The sequence below is a fragment of the Streptomyces sp. NBC_00250 genome (genome assembly GCF_036192275.1).
Classification (GTDB): Bacteria; Actinomycetota; Actinomycetes; order Streptomycetales; family Streptomycetaceae; genus Streptomyces.
Genome location: NZ_CP108088.1, coordinates 4,246,561 through 4,264,604, shown reverse-complemented (window position 1 = coordinate 4,264,604; position 18,044 = coordinate 4,246,561). Strand labels below are relative to the sequence as shown.

Sequence of the window (18,044 nt, the reverse complement as noted above, 5' to 3'; positions counted from 1 at the left end):
GACGCTACGCGTCGCGCCGGAGCAGCAGGTAGCGGCCCGTCAGATGGGCGGCCAGGGCCCAGGCCGCCAGGAGCAGGACCGCCACGCCCGGGGGATGGGGGGTGTCGGGGCCACCGTGCATGAGGTGGCTGCCCAGGCTGTGCGGGAGCAGGTCGTGGACGGCGAGCAGGGCGGGGCCGCCCAGCGCCAGGAGGGTGGTCGGCAGCGCCCAGAGCAGGGTGACGAGGATGGTGAGCGCTCCGGCGGCGTGCCGGGTGGCGAAGGACACGCCCACGGTGAGGACGGCGACGAGGGCGTAGTAGCCGCCGACGGCGAGGGTCTGACGGGTGGCCAGGGCGGCGTCGAAGGAGGCGTGACCGGAGAACGGGGCCCAGGCCACCGCCATGCCCAGGACCGCGCTCACGGTGCCGGCGGCGAACGAGACCGCGGCGGTGAGCAGGGCCTTGGCGAGCAGGACCCGGTGCCGGACGGGCACCCAGAGGAGCGAGGCGCGGATGCCGGAGGTCGTGTACTCGCTGGTCACCGTGGTCATGGCCAGGACGACGACGGCGAACTGGACGAGGACCGCGGAGGAGACGGGGGCGTTGCCGAGGGGCTGGACGGGGTGGGCGTTGATGCGGGCGATCGAGCCGTAGTAGTAGGTGAACACCCCGGTGACCGCGAGGGCCGCGAGCAGACAGATGTACGGGGCGCGGACGGACCACAGCTTGGTCCACTCTGCGCCGAATGCCCCCGCGAGGCCGGCGTGTCCCGGGCTCGCGTCCGTGAGGCCCCTGCCCGTCGGACCGCTCCCCGTCGGACCGCCCGCCGGCGGACGGCCGTCCGTGGTTCCGTTACGCGTACGGGTCGTGTTCACCGTTCTCCCCTCCTGTCACGTACTCGACGCTCTGTGCCGTCAGTTCCATGTACGCCTCCTCCAGGGAGGCCCCGACGTCGCTCAGCCGGTGCAGCCGGATGCCGTGGCGGTGGGCGAGGTCGCCGACCTGGGCGGCGTTCCGGCCCCGGACGACGACCGTCCCGGGGGAGGGCGATGTCTCCGCCTCCACCGTCACTCCGGACTCGGCCGCGAGGTGGCGGACGAGAACGGACCGTTCTCCGGGATCGGGCACCTCGGCCCGTACGGACGCGGTGGCGCCGCCCGCGAGGAAGTCGGCCATCGGGGTGTCGGCGAGCAGCCTGCCCCGGCCGATGACGACGAGGTGGTCGGCCGTCAGCTGCATCTCGCTCATCAGATGGCTGGAGAGGAAGACCGTGCGGCCCTGGGCGGCCTGCCCCCGCACGAGCCGGCGCATCCAGCGCACGCCGTCGGGGTCGAGGCCGTTGACGGGTTCGTCCAGGATGAGCGTCGGGGGGTCGCCGAGGAGAGCCCCGGCCACTCCGAGGCGCTGGAACATGCCGAGTGAGTACGAACCGGCCCGGCGGCGGGCCGCCTTGGCGAGGCCCACCAGGTCCAGGACCTCGTCGACCCGGCGTACCGGGATGCCGTTGCTGCGGGCGTGCGCGACCAGATGGGAACGGGCCGTACGGGACGGGTGCACGGCTTTGGCGTCGAGGAGCGCCCCGACCTCTCGGACCGGGTGGCGCAGGGCCGCGTAGGGCCTGCCGTCGATGAGGGCGGAGCCCCGGGTGGGGTGGTCGAGGCCGAGGATCATCCGCATCGTGGTGGATTTCCCGGCGCCGTTGGGACCGAGGAAGCCGGTCACCTTCCCTTCGCGGACGTCCAGGGTGAGGCCGTGCACGGCCGTCGTGCCGCCGTACCGTTTCGTGAGTTCTCTGAGTGCGATCACGGGGTGGACGCTAGGAGCGGGTGCCGGGACGGCGCATGGGGCGTTCGGCAGCGGCTTCCTTCCCTTCGTCAGGGGTACGGCCCCTTCCTCCGGCCGTAGGCTCGACCGGTGGAAGAGAGCGCAGCAGCCCGCCGTCCGGTCCGTGTCCTGGTGGCGGACGACGAGGCGATGGTCCGGGCCGGGGTGCGGGCCATCCTGGCCCGGGACGAGCGGGCGGAGGTGGTCGCGGAGGCCGCCGACGGGCACGAGGCCGTCGAGCTGACCCGCCGGCACCGCCCCGACGTGGTCCTCCTCGACATCCGGATGCCGGGCCTCGACGGCCTGGCGGCGGCGGTACGGATCCACCGCGTGCAGCCGACGGCCGGCGTGATCATGCTGACGACCTTCGGGGAGGACGCGTTCATCTCGCGCGCGCTCGAAGAAGGGGCCAGCGGTTTCCTGCTGAAGGCGGACGACCCCCGGGAGCTCCTCCACGGGGTCCAGGCGGTGGGCGCGGGCGGGGCGTATCTGTCTCCGAGGGTGGCCGCCCGGGTCATCGCGGGCCTGCGCGCCCACCGGGCGGCCAGGCCCCACCGCCCTCTCGACCACCTGACGCCACGGGAGCGGGACGTGCTCGCGGGGCTCGGCGTCGGACTCTCCAACGCGGAGATCGGCGCCCGGCTCCATCTGGTCGAGGGCACCGTGAAGGCACACGTCAGCGCGGTCCTCGCCAAGCTCGGGGCCCGCAACCGGGTGGAGGCCGCCATCACCGCGCACGAGGCGGGACTGGTCCCGCCGATGAACCCGGAGGGGAACCGATGAACGCGGAACCGATGAACACCCCTGTGCGCAGACGCGTCTCGGCCTACGCGATCTGCGTCGAGCGCGAGCAGCTGCTCCTGACCCGTCTGTCGGAGGCCTCGCCGGTCTTCGAGCCCGGTCTCTGGCATCTCCCGGGCGGCGGGATCGACCCCGGCGAGCAGCCGGTGGAGGCGCTGGCGCGCGAGCTGTACGAGGAGACGGGCCGGGTGCTCGCCGGGGCCCGGCTGGTCGACGCCCGTACGTACACGGCCACCCGGAACGGTGTGGCCTGGCACCTGGTGGCGGTCTTCTACGCGGTGGAGCTCCGCCCCGGTGATCCCCTGGTCGTCACCGAGACGGACGGCAGTACGGAGGCCGTCGCGTGGCGGCCGCTGACCGGGCCGGCGGAAGAGCTCTCCCCGGCGGCGGCCGACGCGCTCACCCTGATCGGGGTCGGGCCAGGGCCTTCCGCATGACCACGCACGCGCGGCCGTGGGCGAGGTCGGGGCGGCGGTCGGTCTCCTCGTAACCGAGGGAGGTCCAGAAGGCGAGGGCCTTCGGGTTGTTCTCCAGGACGGCGAGACGCAGGCCGGTGCGGCCCTCGGCGCGGAAGCGGTCCTCGACGTACGCGGCGAGCCGGCGTCCGTGGCCCGCGCGCCGTTCGTCCCCGTGGACCATGAGGAGTCCGAGCCACGGTTCGGGTTCCGCCGGGTCGGGGTGGCGGCCGAGGGTGAGGGCGACGGCGACGAGCCGGCCCTCGGAGCGGGCGAGCAGGACTTCGGCGGTGGGCCGGGCGAGTTCGTCGGCGAGGGCGGCCGCGACCTGCTCGGGCCGGATGTCGGACGGGTCCGGGAAGTCGCCGCTCAGCTGCTGGAACTCCTCGTTCGAGGCGTACAGCGCGGTGAGTTCGGTGAGCAGCGGGCCCGGGAGGGCCGCACCGTCCTCCAGGGCCTTGGGCGCGAGGGCTTCGACGATCACGCGGGCAAGGGTAGAGCCCCGGCGGGGAAACCCGGCCGGGGCTCAACGGTGCTGCGGGGCGTCGGTCAGAGGTTGACGCCGAAGTCGCGGGCGATGCCCTCGAGACCCGAGGCGTAGCCCTGGCCGACCGCGCGGAACTTCCACTCGGCGCCGTTGCGGTACAGCTCGCCGAAGACCATGGCGGTCTCGACGGCGGCGTCCTCGGAGAGGTCGTAGCGGGCGAGCTCGGCGCCGCCGGCCTGGTTGACGATGCGGATGTACGCGTTGCGCACCTGGCCGAAGTTCTGCGAGCGGTTGACCGCGTCGTAGATGGAGACCGGGAAGACGATCTTGTCGACGTTCGGCGGGAGGGCCGCGAGGTTGACGTTGATCTGCTCGTCGTCGCCGCCGCCCTCGCCGGTGCGGTTGTCACCGGTGTGGACGATGGTCTGGTCCGGCGTCGACTTGTTGTTGAAGAAGACGAAGTGCGCGTCGGAGGCGACCTTGCCCGCCGCGTCCACGCCGATCGCCGAGGCGTCGAGGTCGAAGTCGGTGCCGGTGGTCGTACGGACGTCCCAGCCGAGGCCCACGGTGACAGCGGTGAGGCCCGGGGCCTCCTTGGTCAGAGAGACGTTGCCGCCCTTGGACAGGCTCACAGCCATGGAAAGTCCCTTTCATCGTGGTGTCTTCGCCTGGAGAAACGCGTGTCGCCCTCCCACGGTTCCCGTGGGGTTCCCGGCGAAAACAGGATGACTCCGATGGCCCCCTGCGGGGAACATGGGGGGCATGTCCGGTCCGTATCCCATCCGCGGCTCCGTCTCGCTCCCCGAGGCCGAGCTCCAGTGGCGTTTCTCGCGTTCGTCGGGCCCGGGCGGTCAGCATGTGAACACCAGCGACTCGCAGGTCGAGCTCCGCTTCGACCTCGCGGCCACCGAGTCCCTCCCCGAGGTGTGGAAGGCCCGCGCCCTGGAGCGCCTCGCAAGCCGCCTCGTGAACGGCGTCGTGACGGTCCGCGCCTCGGAGCACCGCTCCCAGTGGCGCAACCGCGAGACGGCCGCGGTCCGGCTCGCCGCGCTCCTCGCCGAGGCGACCGCCCCGCCGCCGAAGCCCCGCCGTCCGACGAAGATCCCCCGCGGTATCAACGAGCGGCGGCTGCGGGAGAAGAAGCAGCGCTCGGAGACCAAGCGGACGCGTCAGTCCCGCGGCGACTGGGGCTGAGCCCTCCGAAGCGGACTCAGGACAGCTGCCGGTACTTCCCCTGGTAGTAGGTCAGCGGCCCGCCCGCCGGCGCGACGGCGCCGACCGTCAGGACCCGGCCCACCACGAGCGTGTGGTCGCCGGCCACGACGCGGCTCTCGGTACGGCACTCCAGGGTCGCCAGCGCACCGCCCATGAGCGGGGCGCCGCTCTCCTCGCCTCGGGCGTACGGCAGGTCGGCGAAGAGCAGCCGGTCGCTGACCCGGTTCTTCATGGCGAAGCGCCCGGCGATGTGGCGCTGGTTCTCGCCGAGGATCGACACCGCCCAGACGGGTACGTCGGTGAGCAGGTCGTCCATGCGGGAGCCGTTGCGCAGGCTGACCAGGACCAGGGGCGGGTCGAGGGAGACCGACACGAAGGCCGTGGCGGTCATGCCGACGTCCTCGCCGCGCGGGCCGTCGTCGGGGTCGTGCGCGGTCACCAGGACCACGCCGGCCGCGAGGCGGGACATCGCCGCCCGGAAGTCGTCGTTGCTCACCCCCTCAGCATGAGGGATGGCCAGATCGGACACGGGGGGCGAGGCGGGGCTCTTCTGCAGCACACCCGCACGCTAGCCCCGGCCCTCCGGGCGCCGCATCGGGCCGGGGGACCAGCCCGCGCCCCCCGCCGGTCCTAGGACCCGGGGTCCGGCAGGGCGCCCCCGGGTCTCGTGCGGCGTCCTCGCGGGGCCTCGTGCGGGCGCCCCCGGCGCGTCTCGTACGGCGTCCTCGCGGGGTCTCGTACGGCGTCCCCTGCGCCTCGTCCGACAGCCCCCGGACGGCCGGAACCCGTGGGTGGCCGGATTCCTACGCGACCCGCCATGACCTGCTGTGACTTGAGTCACAGAGGCGAGTATTTGCTGACCCTGTGTACCGGGTGCGCAGCTCGCTGTGATTCAGTGGCGGGGACAGTGCAACACGAAGCCGATGAGAACCCTGGAGTTGCTGTCGAGGTCTCGGGGAGAGCGAGCGATGGAGACCGAGTCGGAGCCGTACGTCCGTCTCTCGACCCTGCGGCAGCTGCATCAGGTCGTGGCGGACCTCAACACTGCGCGCAGCCTGGCGGACACCCTGCAGACCGTCGCCGACGGTGTGGTCGCCGGTCTCAACTACGAGCTGGCCTGTGTCAACCTCGTACGCCCCGACGGTGACCTCGTCGTCGCCGCCTTCGCCGGAAGCTCCGCCGCCGAGGCCCTGATCACCGGCCGGGTCGGCTCCCGCGCCTCCTGGGAGCGGCGCCTGTCCATGGCGACCGCCTGGGGCGACCTGCGGTTCATCCCGCACACCGAGGGCTGGGTGCTGATGGAGGACGACGTCCCCCAGTGGCACACGGACGGCCCCGCGCCCCGTTTCGAGGACGAGTGGCACCCGCACGACCGCCTCTACGCCCCGATGTACGCGTCCGGCTCCGGCCGTGAGCTGCTCGGCGTCATATCCGTCGACCGCCCGCGCAACGGCCGGCACCCGGGCCCCTGGGGCCAGGAGGCGCTCCAGATGTACGCCTCCCAGTCGGCGATCGCCATCAGCAACGCCCGGCTCCGTTCCAACATGCAGCGGGCCCTCGTCCGGCTGGAGCGGGAGCAGCAGGCGCTGCGCGCCAGCGAGGAGTCCTTCCGGCAGGCCTTCGAGTACGCGCCCTCCGGCATGGCCATCGCCGAGATGGGCGGCGACCAGCACGGCCGCCTCCTGCGCACCAACGACGCCCTGTGCCGTCTCCTGGGCCGTCCGGCCGCCGCCATGCGGCGCTACTCCTTCGCCGACCTGGTCCACCCCGAGGACATCGGGACCCTTCTGCGGACCTCCGCCGAGGGCGGCCGGGCCGAGCTGCGGCTCGGGCGGCGCGACGGCACGTACGTGTGGGTGTCCCTCCGTAACTCCGTCGTCGCCGACGCGGCCGACGGTCCTCGCTTCCTCCTCACCCACGTCGAGGACATCGAGGAGCGCAAGCGGCACGAGCTGCAGCTCGCCCACCGTGCCTCGCACGACGCGCTCACCGGCCTCCCCAACAGTGCCGAGCTGCGCTCCCGGCTCTCCGCCCGGCTGTGCGAGCGCCCGGCGGCGGAGCAGGCCGCGGGGTACGGCGGGGGCTACGAGTCGGGGCGTGACGGCGGTTACGACTCCGGCTACCACGCGGGTCACACCGGCCAGTCGGGCCACGCCGGGCACGCCGGTCACTCCGGTTACGAGTCGCCGTACGAGCACGAACACGAGCACGGCTTCGGTTTCGAGCCGGCGGGTGTCGGCCCGTACGACCACCACGTCCACATCGTCGCCCCCACGGGCGGTGACATCGACGACGGCACCAAGGGTCTCGCCGTCCTCTTCTGTGACCTCGACGGCTTCAAGTCGATCAACGACCGCTTCGGGCACCACACGGGTGACGCGGTTCTCATCGAGGTCGCCCGCCGTCTGACCACCGGGGTCCGCGACGGGGACACGGTCGCCCGGCTCGGCGGTGACGAGTTCGTCGTCCTCGCCGACGGCCTCGGCGCGGCCGACGCGGCCGACCTGGCCGTACGCCTGCGGAACGCGATCATTCCGCCGATCAGGGTGGACGGTCGGGCGGTCCGGGTGGGTGCGAGTTTCGGCATCGGCTGGGCCGAATGCGGGATGACCGTGGAAGAGGTCCTGAACTCCGCCGACCAGCGGATGTACGTGGAGAAACGCTCCCGCGCCAAGGTGCACCGGCGCGCCGGCTGAGGCTCCTGACACGCCCGGGACCGCTTCGGGGGCTGGTCCGTTCGAGGTAGGCTCGGCCGGTCGGCGACGGCTGGCGAGCATGGAGAGGAACCCGGATGGCTGCCGGTAACGACGGCGCGAACAAGCCCGAGAACGACGACCCGTTCGGCTACCTGTACGAGGACGGTCAGGCCGCGGGCGCCCAGCCCCCGGGTGGGGGCGGCTACGGCTACCCCGGCCCCGCCGCGGCTCAGCCCGGCGTGCCCCGGACCTCGTACAACCAGGTCAGAACGGTCGGCGAGCGCCAGTACGGCGGTCAGCAGCACGCGCAGCCCTACGTACCGCCGCAGCAGCAGGCCCCGTACGGCCAGCCGCAGGCGCAGTACGCCGCCCCCGAGACGTACGGCGGTCCGCCGACCCGGCAGGTCCCGCCGCAGCAGCACCACGGTGGCGGCTCCGGTCGAGGCCCCAACACCCGGGGCATCCTCATCGGCGCCGTCGCGGTCGTCGCGGTCGTCGTGGTCGGCATCGCGGCCGCCGTGATCACCAACTCGGGCAACGACGACGACAAGGACAAGCAGGCCGGCACCGGCGGCACCGCCACGACCGCGCCGGTGAAGCCGTCCGAGGAAACCAGCAGCGAGCCGACCGCGGACGAGACCCCGGCCGAACTCCCGAAGCAGGACGCGGCGACGCTGAAGCTGGGTGGCCCGGCGGCCCTCGCTACGACCGTGAAGGGCGCGAAGGGTCCGGGCGGGTCCTACGTGGCCTTCAACGGCGAGGGTGGCTCGGCGAGCTGGTCCGTCGAAGTGCCGAAGTCCGGCGAGTACACCCTGCGCATCATCTACAGCGTGCCCGGCAAGGACGCCAAGACCTCGCTTACGGTCAACGGCACGCCGCCGCGCGAGGTGAACATGTCCAACTTCGCCAAGGCCGCCGAGGGCGACTGGGAGAAGGGCTGGACGTACACGTACGCCTACGTGGACCTCGACAAGGGCAACAACGCCCTGAAGATCTCCTGCGAGACCGGAAACTCCTGCGACGCGATCCTGGACCAGGTCTACCTGGAGGCGGGTAAGACCGGTCGGTGACCGCCGGGCCGCCGCGGCCGCCGGCCGGAAACGGTCCGGCGGCCTCTCGGGCGTAGCCCTGGGTCATGCGGTGACGGGGCTCGGACGCCTACCAGTCGGTGCAGTGGTTCTTCGTGGTGCCGTCACTATTGACGCGGGCGACCTGGATCCCGATGTCGAAGAGGCCGTTCTGGTGCGAGGCCGTGGTGTTCCAGGTGCTGGTCTTGCCCCGGCCCTGGGAGTTGGTGCGCCACGGCCAGTAGTGGATCTTGCCCCAGACGTCCTTCGAGACCAGGCGGATCCGGACGCTGTTTCCGTCGCCGACCGTGTCGGTCAGAGTGAACTTGATGGGAATCGTGGCGTCGGGTCCGTGCCAGTTGGTCGCGGACATGTCCCCGTATGCGCCGGTCGTGCCGCAGCCGCGGACGACGGTGAAGCCGTCGGCGGCGTTAGCCGACCCGGCCGTCGACAGAGATAGTGCGAGTGCCGAAACGAGGACTCCCGCAGCGGCCATGACCTTCTTTGACATGCGCATTCCTGATGCGGTGCGAACGATTGTTCTTGATTTTCGCTCGCACGTTCGAACGGATGCCACGTCTGCTGCGCTAGGTAGTCAAGTCGGCAGGAAGAGGCCGGTGTCTGGCTCGAATGGCAGGGCCCTCAGGCGACGTCTGCCGTGACGCGGACCTGCGCCAGCAGTTCCGCGTAGGCCGTCGGGTCGAACTCGCCGGCCACCGGGGAGAGCACCGTCGCCGCCGAGAGGGCGACCGCGCGGGACAGGCGGTCGGGCCAGGGGGCGTTCTCGACGAGGCCCGACAGCAGGCCCGCGACGGCCGAGTCGCCCGCGCCCGTCGGGTTGCCCTTCACGGCCGCCGGCGGGGCCGCGCGCCACAGGCCCTCCGGGGTCGCGGCGAGGAGCCCTTCGGGGCCGAGCGAGGAGATCACCGTGCGGGCGCCCCGGCCCCGTGCCTCGCGGGTCGCGCGCAGCGGGTCGCGGGAGCCGGTGAGCTGGGCGAGTTCGTCGGCGTTGGGCTTGACGAGGTCCGGGCGGGCGGCGATGCCGCGTCGCAGTGGTTCGCCGCTGGTGTCGAGGAGGACGGGCACTCCGGCCGTACGGGCGAGGCGGACGAGTTCCGCGTACGCGCCGACGTGGATGCCCGGCGGGAGGCTGCCGCAGAGGGCGACCGCCGCGGCGCCGTCCAGGAGCGCGGTGAAGCGGGTGCGGAAGACGGTCCACTCGGCGGCGGTGACGGTGGGGCCCGGTTCGTTGAGCTGCGTGGTGTCGCCGGTGGCGTTGTCGACGATCGCGACGGTACGGCGGGTGGGGCCCGCGGTGTCGACGAGCTCGTCGCGGACCGGGGTCGCGGCGAGCTGCTCGCGGAGCACGGCACCCGTGGCGCCGCCCGCGAAGCCGGTCGCGACGGTCTCGTGGCCGAGTGCGGCGAGGACCCGGGCGACGTTGAGCCCCTTGCCGCCGGGGCGTTCGATGACCTGGGTGACCCGGTGCGAGGCGTGCGGGACGAGGGCGGGGACCCGGTAGGTCAGGTCCACCGCCGTGTTGAGGGTGACCGTGAGAATCACCTGTCCACCCTCCGTACTCCCTGTGAAGTCCTGTGGAACGCGCGCTCCGACGGGGACTGATCATGCCAAACGAAAGGCGGCAGGCCCAGACCCCCGGCCCACCGCGCTTCCGTATGACTCCGGATCAGGAGCGTGCTCAGGCCGTCGGGTCGACGATCCACTCGCCCTTGCGCATGACGCCCTTGAGGTCGAACTCGGCGTCGAGGACGGCGATGTCGGCGTCCTTGCCGGGTTCGAGGGAGCCGACGCGGTCGTACACGCCGAGCAGGCGGGCGGGGTTGGCGGAGATGGCCTGGACGACCGACTCGACGGGGAGGCCGTCGATGGTGGCGGCGCGCTTGAACGCCCGGTCCAGGGTGAGGGTGGAGCCCGCGATGGAGCCGCCCTCGACGAGGCGGGCGACGCTGTCCTTCACCTCGACCTCCAGGGGGCCGAGCATGTAGCGGCCGTCGCCGAAGCCGGCGGCGTCCATGGCGTCGGTGATGAGGGCGACGCGGTCGGCGCCCGCGTGGTGGAAGGCGAGCTCCAGGGCGGCGGGGTGGAGGTGGGTGCCGTCGTTGATGAGCTCGACGGTGATCCGCTCGTCCTCCAGGAGGGCGGCGATCGGGCCGGGCGCGCGGTGGCCGAGGGCGGGCATCGCGTTGTAGAGGTGGGTGGCGACCGTGGCGCCCGCGTCGATGGCCTCGACGGTCTGCTCGTAGCTGGCGTCGGTGTGGCCGATGGCGGCGATGATGCCGTGCTCGGCGAGCAGGCGTACGGAGTCGAGGCCGCCGGGCAGCTCGGTGGCGAGGGTGACCATCTTGGCCTGGCCGCGGGCGGCGTCGATCAGCTTGCGGACGTCGGCCGGGTCGGGGTCGCGGAGCAGCGTCTCGTCGTGGGCGCCCTTGCGGCAGGGGGAGATGAACGGGCCCTCGAAGTGGAGGCCGGCGATCTCGCCCTGCTCGGCGAGCTCGGAGAGCAGTCCGGCCCGCTGGGTGAGGAAGTCCATCTCGCCGGTGACGAAGGAGGCGACGACGGTGGTGGTGCCGTGCAGCCGGTGGGTGTGGACGCCCTTGAGGACCTCGTCGACGGTGCCGGAGGTGAAGGACGCGCCGCCGCCGCCGTGGTTGTGCATGTCGACGAAGCCGGGGACGAGCCAGTGGCCGGTCAGGTCGACGGTGGGGGCGCCCTCGGGCGCGCTGCCGGTGATGCGGCCGCCTTCGACGATCACGCGTCCGTTCTCGACGATTCCGGTGGGCAGCACGACGTGTGCGCCGGCGAGAACCTTGTGATCGGCCATCAGGCGGAAACCTCCGAGTCGGTGGGGTGCTGTTCGGCGAGCAGGTCCCAGGCGAGGAGGCCCGCGCCCAGGCATCCGGCGGTGTCCCCGAGGGCCGCCGGGACGATGGCGGGCAGCTTCTGGAACGTGACTCGCTCCTCCACCGCGGCCCGAAGTGGTGTGAACAAGGTTTCCCCCGCCTCGGCCAGCCCGCCACCGATGATGAGCGTGCGGGGGTCCAGCAGGGTGAGCGCGGTGACCAGGCCGTCGGCGAGGGCGTCGACGGCGTCCTGCCAGACCTGGACGGCCGTGGCGTCGCCGGATTCGACGGCCTTGGCGCAGTCGGCGGCGTCGGCGTCCGGGTCGCCGCTCGCCTCGGCCCAGGCCTGGGAGACGGCGGAGGCGGAGGCGTACCGCTCCAGGCAGCCGCGCTGGCCGCAGCCGCAGGCGGTGCCGCCGGGGCGGACGACGATGTGGCCGATCTCGCCGGCGTAGCCGTGGGCGCCGGCCTCGATGCGGTCGCCGATGCCGATGGCTCCGGCGATGCCGGTGCCGAGCGGTACGAAGAGGAAGCGGTCGGCGCCGTTGCCCGCGCCGATACGGCCTTCGGCGAGGCCGCCGGTGCGGACGTCGTGGCCGAGGGCGACGGGGACGCCGTCGAGTCTTTCGCTGAGGAGTTCGCGCATGGGAACGTCGCGCCAGCCGAGGTTGGCCGCGTAGACGGCGATGCCGTTCTCCGCGTCGACGATGCCGGGGACGGCGACGCCGGCGGCCGCGGCGGGCTCGCCGTACCGCTCCTGGCCGAGGGCCCGGAGATCTTCGGCGAAGCCGAGGATGGTCTCCACGACGGCCTCGGGGCCGCGCTCGCGCCCGGTGGCGCGGCGGGCCTCGTGGAGCAGGGTGCCGTCCGCCCCGACGAGGGCGGCCTTCATACCGGTGCCGCCCACATCCAGGGCGATGACGTGTCTCACGGGTGACAGTTTGGCGCGCGGAGACCCAAAAGGTCTAGTCCACTGCTGAGGATTGTTGCGTACGGATACAAATTCGGGAGTCACCATGGGTCCACCATGGGTCCACCCCGGGTCCGGCATGGGCTTTTCATCCCCCTGGCGTTGCGGAAGTGATACCCGAGTGGTGTAGACCTCATACCCGCGCGCGGGAGAGACTTACGGCCCTGCGCAGAGCAAACGTGCGGCTCGATGCAGCTCAACGACGAGCAAAAGGTGGATGAAGCCGTGGAGCGGCGACGATTCCTTGGACTGACCGCGGCCGTCGCCGCACTCGGACTGACCGCCACGGTCGCCGGCTGTGGCTCCCTCGGAGGCGACTCCGGTGACGTGACCCTCAGACTGGTCGCCGCCGACTACGACCTCAACGGTGGCGACAGCACCAAGAAGTACTGGACCGACCTCGTCGCCGCGTTCGAGGCCGAGCACCCCGGCGTCAAGGTCGAGGTGCAGGTCGAGTCCTGGGACGACGTCGACCGCAAGGTCGCCGAGATGGTCAAGGCCGACGAGGCCCCCGACATCGCGCAGATCGGCGCCTACGCCGACTACGCGGCCGCCGGCGACCTCTATGCCGCCGACGAGATGCTCTCCATACCCGTCCAGTCCAACTTCCTCCCGCCGCTCGTCGCGGCCGGTGAGCACAAGCGGACCCAGTACGGCCTGCCCTTCGTCGCCTCCACCCGGCCGCTGTTCTACAACAAGGCCCTCTTCGAGGACGCCGGCGTCGAGCCCCCCACGACCTGGGACGAGCTCGCCGCGGCCGCCGGGAAGCTGAAGGACAACGGTGTCCGCACCCCCTTCGCGCTGCCCCTCGGACCCGAGGAGGCCCAGGCCGAGGCCCTGATGTGGCTGCTCAGCGGCGGCGGCGGCTGGACCGACGGCACCGACCACTACTCGGTCGACTCCGACGCCAACGTCAAGACCTTCGAATGGCTCAAGACCAACCTCGTCGGCAAGGGCCTCACCGGACCCGTCGCCCCCGGCAAGCTCAACCGCAAGGCCGCGTTCGCCTCCTTCGCGAACGGCGAGGTCGGCATGCTCAACGGCCACCCCTCGCTGCTGAAGGAAGCCGCCAAGAAGGGCGTCGAGGTCGGCCAGGTCCCGCTCCCCGGCGCCGACGGCCAGGCCAAGGCCGCGATGGGCGTCGCCGACTGGATCATGGGCTTCAAGCAGAACGGTCACCGCAAGGAGATCGGCGACTTCCTCAACTTCGTCTTCTCCGACGAGAACGTCCTGAAGTTCGCCGGCGACAACGACCTCCTGCCGGTCACCGTCACCGCCTCCACCCGCATGGAGACCGAGCCCGAGCACGCCAACCTGCGCGTCTTCCTCAAGACCCTCCCGGACAGCCAGCTCCCGCCGGTCGGCAAGACGTCCTGGGCCAAGGTCAGCGAGAACGTCAAGCAGAACATCGGCAAGGCCGTCACCCCGGCCGGCCGCCCCGCCGAGGTCCTCGGCGCGATCGGCCGCGCGGCGACGGCGGCGGAGAACGCCGAGTAGGTCGGGCGCCCCCCCCGGTGTGCTGGGCGGGCCGGGCGGGCGACGGCGCCGTGGAGCGCCGGGTAATAGGTTGTTCGTATGACCGAAGAGCGGGAAGCAGTGGACGGCGACGAGGGCGGGCTCGGTGAGCGCGAGCAGGCCCTCCTCGCCGTCGAGCGCCGCTCCTGGCCCGGACCCGGCGCCAAGGAGCGCGTGGTCCGCGAGAGCCTCGGGCTCTCCCCGACGCGCTACTACCAGCTGCTCAACGCCCTCCTCGACGACCCGCGCGCCCTCGCCCACGACCCGGTGACGGTGAACCGGCTCCGCCGGGTCCGCGAGGAGAGGCAACGCAGGCGCTGAGCACCCTCCGCGAGGAGAAGCCGCGCAGACGCTGAGCACCCTCCGCGAGGAGAAGCCACGCAGGCGCTGAGCACCCGGCCCGTCTCGTTCGTGCCCCTGACGCGGGCGCCTCGCGTCGGTAGGGTCGTGAGCATGGTCAGCAGCCTCCCGCACCCGACCACATCCGCCGGCCGCGACGGTCTGGCCGCGCTCCTCGCGCGGCCCGCGAAGGCCGTCGTCGCGCTCGACTTCGACGGCACCCTCGCCGAGATCGTCCCCGACCCCGAACGGGCCCGCGCCCACCCCGGAGCCGTCGAGGCGCTCGCCGCACTCGCCCCCGAGGTCGCCTCCGTCGCCGTCGTGACCGGCCGCCCCGCCGGGGTCGCCGTCCGGTACGGCGGCTTCGCCGGCGTCCCCGGCCTGGACCACCTCGTCGTCCTCGGCCACTACGGAGCCGAACGCTGGGACGCCGTCACCGGCACCGTCAGGGCCGCCGCCCCGCACCCGGGCGTGGCCTCCGTCCGCGCCGAGCTCCCCGGCTTCCTCGACCGGGCCGGCGCCTGGCCGGGCGTCTGGATCGAGGAGAAGGGCCGCGCGGTCGCCGTCCACACCCGCCGCGCCCTCGACCCCGAGGGCGCCTTCGAGGCCCTCAAGGGCCCCCTGGGCGACCTCGCCACCCATCACGGCCTCGTCCTGGAACCCGGCAGGATGGTCCTGGAGCTGCGCCCCCCGGGCATGGACAAGGGCGTCGCGCTCGCGGAGTACGTACGGGAGGTCGGCGCCGGGTCCGTGCTCTACGCGGGCGACGATCTGGGCGACCTGCCCGCCTTCGCCGCCGTCGAGAAACTCCGCTCCGACGGCACCCCGGGCCTCCTGGTCTGCAGCGGCTCCACGGAGGTCCCGGAACTGTCCGACCGCGCGGACCTCGCGGTCGCGGGCCCGCCGGGAGTGGTCGACTTCCTCGCGGCGCTTGCGGAGGCCGTACGGGAGGGCTGAGGCCCGCCGGGCTCGGGGCGGCGGAGTCGGGGATCGGGAGGAACCGGTCAGCCCTTCCGCACCAGCAGGTCCACGACGCCCGTCAGGTCCTCATCGCCGCTGCCGATGTCGAGCCGTCGGCGCATCAACGCGAAGTAGGGGGCGATCAGTTCGGGGCTGACGCCCTGCCCTTCGGCGGTGTCCAGGAAGGTGGGGACGCCGGCCACCTGCATCGCCAGGTTCGACACGACGTCCGTGGTGCGGTCGCCGCTGCTCAGTTGCCGGGCCGTTCCGTGGACCGACGGGGCCATCGCGGTGAGCCAGCCGGCGAGCAGCGGGGCGAAGGCGACGGGGTCGATGTCCTCCTCGCGGATCAGGGCGAAGGCGTGTGCCGCCCCGGCGAACATCCCGTACATGGCGCTGAGCAGGGCCACGTCGTGGAGGGCCGCGAAGCCCGGGTCCTCGCCGACGTACGTGGCGCCCGCCGGGACGGCCAGGGCCTTCTCGTACTGCTCGAAGAGGGCTCGCGAGCCGCTGTAGAAGACGTAGCCGCCGGCTTCCGGGACCCCGATCATCGGCGGTACGGCCATGATGCCGCCGTCCAGGTAGCGGGCGCCCCGCGCCTCGGCCCACGCGGCGCGGGCGCGGGCCTGGGCGGGGGTGCCGGTGACCAGGTTCACCAGGTCCTTTCCGACCAGGTCGGCGTCGGCGAGCGCCTCCTCGACCGAGGCGTCGTCCAGCAGGCAGACGATGATCAGGTCGCTCGCCGCGACCGCCTCGGCAGCGGTGTCGGCCGTCTTCGCGCCCTCGGCGGCGAGCGGCGCGGCACGGGCCGGGGTGCGGTTCCAGGCGGTGAGCGGATGGCCGGCGGCGAGCCAGGTGCGGGCGAGCGCGGTGCCCATCGCGCCGAGGCCGAGCAGGGTGACGGGGGTCTTCTCGATCGTGTTCGCTGTCATGACGGCAAGGCTGCTTCAGGCCTCTGACCTGCTCAAGTACCCACTTGGAAGTGGGTGGTTACCCTGAGGTGAGCGAACAGGTCAGGAGGGGTGGCGCATGGCGACGCTGAATCGGCCCGGAGCCGGGGACGGGCACGTCTGCGGGATCGACGCCGCCATGGAGGTCATCGGCGGCAAGTGGAAGGTGCTCATCCTCTGGGCCCTCCACGAGCAGCCGCACCGCCGCTTCGGGGAGCTCCGCAGACTCGTCCCGGGCATCACGGAGAAGGTCCTCGCCTCGCACCTGCGGGAGCTGGAGGCGGACGGCATCGTGGACCGCGTCTCCTACGAGGAGGTCCCGCCCCGCGTCGAGTACGCCCTCACGAAGGACGGCGTCCGCCTCAACGAGGCCCTCGAACCACTGGCGGCGTGGGGGCGTGAGCGGAGGGACTCCCCGCCCGCGTGAGCGGAGGGACTCCCCGCGGGCGGGAACGCCTACCCGCTAGCCCTCCCTCAGGGCCTCCAGCTGGTTCAGGAACCAGCGCTGCGGGGGCAGGGCCGTCGCCGCCGCCGCGAGGCGCTGCGAGCGGTCGGCGCGCTCGGCCGCCGGCATCGACAGGGCGGTGTGGAGGGCCTCCGCGGTCTCCGACACGTCGTAGGGGTTCACCGTGAGGGCGTCGCGCATCAGCTCCCGGTACGCGCCCGCGCCTGTCGACAGGACGAGCGCGCAGCCCGCCTCCGAGACCACCGGTATCTCCTTCGCGACCAGGTTCATGCCGTCGCGCACCGGGTTCACCAGGGCCACGTCGGCCAGGCGGTAGGCGGCCAGGGAGCGGGTGAAGTCGTCCTCCACGGAGACGACGACCGGCTGCCAGTCGGCCGTGCCGAACTCGGCGTTGATCTCCTCGGCCAGTTCCGTCACCGAGGCCGTGTACTCCCGGTACGAGGCCAGGTCCTGCCGGGAGGGGTACGCCGAGGCCAGGTGGACCACCCGGTCGCGCCACTCGGGGTGGACGGTGAGCAGCTCCCGGTAGGCGAGCAGGCCGCGCAGGATGTTCTTCGACAGCTCCGTGCGGTCGACGCGGACGATGGTCTTCCGGCCGCCGACCTCCTCGCGGAGCCGGGCCAGCCGCTCGTCCACCTCCGGGCGGTACGCGAGGGCCCGCAGCTCATCGCCGTCCACACCCAGGGGGTACGCCCGGACCCGGGTGCGGCCCTTCCCGACGCCGTAGCGGCGCCACTCCACCCCGTGCCAGGGGTCACCGCTCGGCCACACCCCCTCGGCCATGCCGGTCGAGTCGTCCCGCTGGGAGCAGCAGTCGATGAAGAGCGAGGCCCATCGCCAGGTGTGGAAGCCCAGCTCGTCCGCGCCGAGCATGCCCCACAGCAGCTCCTCGACGATGTCGTCCGGCACCATCCGCAGGTACTCGGAGGACGTCCAGGGGGTGTGGGTGAAGTGCCCGATCCGCAGGTCGGGGCGGAGCTCCCGCAGCATCCCGGGGACGAGCGCCAGGTGGTAGTCCTGCACCAGGACCGCCGCGCCCTGGTCCGCCTCGGCGGCCAGGGCCTCGGCGAAGGCGCGGTTGTAGGCGCGGTAGGACGCCCAGCGGCGCCGGAACTCCGCGTCGAAGACCGGCTCGCGCGGGATGTCGTACAGGTGGTGGTGGAGGAACCACAGCACCGAGTTCGCGATGCCGTTGTACGCGTCGGCGTACACGTCCGGGTCGATGTCCAGCATCCGTACGCCCGGCTCGCCGATCCCGCGCCGGACGGCCTCCCGGTCGCCCTCGCCGAGCGCCGCGCACACCCACAGGCTGTCCTGCGAGGAGACGGCGCTCAGCCCGGAGACCAGGCCGCCGCCGCCCCTGCGGGCGTCGAGCTCACCGTCCTCGCCGAGCACGTACGAGACGGGGCCTCGATTGGATGCCACAAGAACAGAAGCCATGTGGCGAACCTAGCCCG

20 protein-coding genes are annotated in these 18,044 nt (G+C 72.5%); 9 read left to right on the top strand and 11 right to left on the bottom strand.

Annotation, left to right across the window (positions count from 1 at the left end; all coding sequences use genetic code 11):
- Positions 1-4: 4 nt before the first annotated feature.
- Together OG259_RS19165 and OG259_RS19160 are read right to left on the bottom strand one after the other, a co-directional pair.
- On the bottom strand, positions 5-856 hold the full coding sequence (locus tag OG259_RS19165) for an ABC transporter permease (RefSeq protein ID WP_328943387.1): 852 nt from the start codon (positions 854-856) through the stop codon (positions 5-7).
- Positions 834-1,787, bottom strand: coding sequence for an ABC transporter ATP-binding protein (locus OG259_RS19160; protein ID WP_328943386.1), 954 nt, complete (start codon positions 1,785-1,787; stop codon positions 834-836). Before OG259_RS19160 ends, OG259_RS19165 begins: the two co-directional genes overlap by 23 nt.
- Positions 1,788-1,895: 108 nt before the next feature.
- Here OG259_RS19160 and OG259_RS19155 point away from each other — a divergent pair, with 108 nt between their 5' ends.
- Entirely contained in the window at positions 1,896-2,588 is a 693-nt protein-coding gene (locus OG259_RS19155; protein WP_328943385.1) for a response regulator transcription factor, read from the top strand.
- Positions 2,585-3,043, top strand: a complete 459-nt coding sequence (locus OG259_RS19150; RefSeq protein WP_328943384.1) for an NUDIX domain-containing protein — start codon at positions 2,585-2,587, stop codon at positions 3,041-3,043. Before OG259_RS19155 ends, OG259_RS19150 begins: the two co-directional genes overlap by 4 nt.
- Here OG259_RS19150 and OG259_RS19145 read toward each other — a convergent pair.
- The gene (locus OG259_RS19145) at positions 3,006-3,545 is read right to left on the bottom strand and encodes a GNAT family N-acetyltransferase (RefSeq protein ID WP_328943383.1); all 540 of its coding nucleotides are present in this window, start codon (positions 3,543-3,545) and stop codon (positions 3,006-3,008) included. The two genes, OG259_RS19150 and OG259_RS19145, sit on opposite strands and share 38 nt — an antisense overlap.
- 65 nt (positions 3,546-3,610) lie before the next feature.
- Entirely contained in the window at positions 3,611-4,186 is a 576-nt protein-coding gene (locus OG259_RS19140; protein WP_328943382.1) for a TerD family protein, read from the bottom strand.
- A 115-nt stretch (positions 4,187-4,301) separates the two neighbouring features.
- Here OG259_RS19140 and arfB point away from each other — a divergent pair, with 115 nt between their 5' ends.
- The gene (gene arfB, locus OG259_RS19135; protein ID WP_266894752.1) at positions 4,302-4,742 is read left to right on the top strand and encodes an alternative ribosome rescue aminoacyl-tRNA hydrolase ArfB; all 441 of its coding nucleotides are present in this window, start codon (positions 4,302-4,304) and stop codon (positions 4,740-4,742) included.
- Positions 4,743-4,758: 16 nt separating this feature from the next.
- Here arfB and OG259_RS19130 read toward each other — a convergent pair whose 3' ends face one another.
- Positions 4,759-5,322 carry a flavin reductase family protein gene (locus OG259_RS19130; protein ID WP_328943381.1) on the bottom strand — a complete coding sequence of 188 codons (564 nt, stop codon included), beginning with the start codon at positions 5,320-5,322 and terminating at the stop codon, positions 4,759-4,761.
- Positions 5,323-5,731: 409 nt separating this feature from the next.
- On the opposite strand from OG259_RS19130, the gene cdgB reads away from it, so the two are divergent.
- A complete protein-coding gene (gene cdgB / locus OG259_RS19125; protein WP_328943380.1) occupies positions 5,732-7,459 on the top strand; it encodes a diguanylate cyclase CdgB in 1,728 nt (575 codons plus the stop codon).
- 95 nt (positions 7,460-7,554) lie between these two features.
- The gene (locus tag OG259_RS19120) at positions 7,555-8,529 is read left to right on the top strand and encodes a CBM35 domain-containing protein (protein WP_328943379.1); all 975 of its coding nucleotides are present in this window, start codon (positions 7,555-7,557) and stop codon (positions 8,527-8,529) included.
- Positions 8,530-8,617: 88 nt separating this feature from the next.
- Here OG259_RS19120 and OG259_RS19115 read toward each other — a convergent pair whose 3' ends face one another.
- From OG259_RS19115 to OG259_RS19100, 4 genes are all read right to left on the bottom strand, one after another.
- On the bottom strand, positions 8,618-9,037 hold the full coding sequence (locus tag OG259_RS19115) for a hypothetical protein (protein ID WP_328943378.1): 420 nt from the start codon (positions 9,035-9,037) through the stop codon (positions 8,618-8,620).
- Positions 9,038-9,168: 131 nt separating this feature from the next.
- Positions 9,169-10,089 carry a 1-phosphofructokinase family hexose kinase gene (locus tag OG259_RS19110; RefSeq protein ID WP_328943377.1) on the bottom strand — a complete coding sequence of 307 codons (921 nt, stop codon included), beginning with the start codon at positions 10,087-10,089 and terminating at the stop codon, positions 9,169-9,171.
- A gap of 136 nt (positions 10,090-10,225) precedes the next feature.
- Complete coding sequence (gene nagA, locus OG259_RS19105; protein ID WP_328943376.1) at positions 10,226-11,368, bottom strand: N-acetylglucosamine-6-phosphate deacetylase; 1,143 nt, start codon at positions 11,366-11,368, stop codon at positions 10,226-10,228.
- Positions 11,368-12,318, bottom strand: coding sequence for an ROK family protein (locus OG259_RS19100; protein ID WP_328943375.1), 951 nt, complete (start codon positions 12,316-12,318; stop codon positions 11,368-11,370). The genes nagA and OG259_RS19100 overlap by 1 nt, the downstream gene beginning before the upstream one ends.
- Positions 12,319-12,570: 252 nt before the next feature.
- Here OG259_RS19100 and OG259_RS19095 point away from each other — a divergent pair, with 252 nt between their 5' ends.
- The 3 genes from OG259_RS19095 (at position 12,571) to otsB (ending at position 15,168) form a co-directional block, all read left to right on the top strand.
- A complete protein-coding gene (locus OG259_RS19095) occupies positions 12,571-13,854 on the top strand; it encodes an ABC transporter substrate-binding protein (protein WP_443052136.1) in 1,284 nt (427 codons plus the stop codon).
- Between the two features lie 78 nt (positions 13,855-13,932).
- The gene (locus OG259_RS19090) at positions 13,933-14,193 is read left to right on the top strand and encodes a DUF3263 domain-containing protein (protein WP_328943373.1); all 261 of its coding nucleotides are present in this window, start codon (positions 13,933-13,935) and stop codon (positions 14,191-14,193) included.
- A 132-nt stretch (positions 14,194-14,325) separates the two neighbouring features.
- Positions 14,326-15,168, top strand: coding sequence for a trehalose-phosphatase (otsB, locus tag OG259_RS19085; protein ID WP_328943372.1), 843 nt, complete (start codon positions 14,326-14,328; stop codon positions 15,166-15,168).
- 47 nt (positions 15,169-15,215) lie between these two features.
- On the opposite strand, the gene OG259_RS19080 is transcribed toward otsB, so the two are convergent.
- Positions 15,216-16,103, bottom strand: a complete 888-nt coding sequence (locus OG259_RS19080) for an NAD(P)-dependent oxidoreductase (RefSeq protein WP_328943371.1) — start codon at positions 16,101-16,103, stop codon at positions 15,216-15,218.
- Positions 16,104-16,200: 97 nt separating this feature from the next.
- On the opposite strand from OG259_RS19080, the gene OG259_RS19075 reads away from it, so the two are divergent.
- Complete coding sequence (locus tag OG259_RS19075; protein WP_328943370.1) at positions 16,201-16,548, top strand: winged helix-turn-helix transcriptional regulator; 348 nt, start codon at positions 16,201-16,203, stop codon at positions 16,546-16,548.
- Positions 16,549-16,584: 36 nt separating this feature from the next.
- Here the strand turns inward: OG259_RS19075 and OG259_RS19070 are convergent, their stop codons facing one another.
- Complete coding sequence (locus OG259_RS19070; RefSeq protein ID WP_328943369.1) at positions 16,585-18,027, bottom strand: alpha,alpha-trehalose-phosphate synthase (UDP-forming); 1,443 nt, start codon at positions 18,025-18,027, stop codon at positions 16,585-16,587.
- Positions 18,028-18,044: the final 17 nt, after the last annotated feature.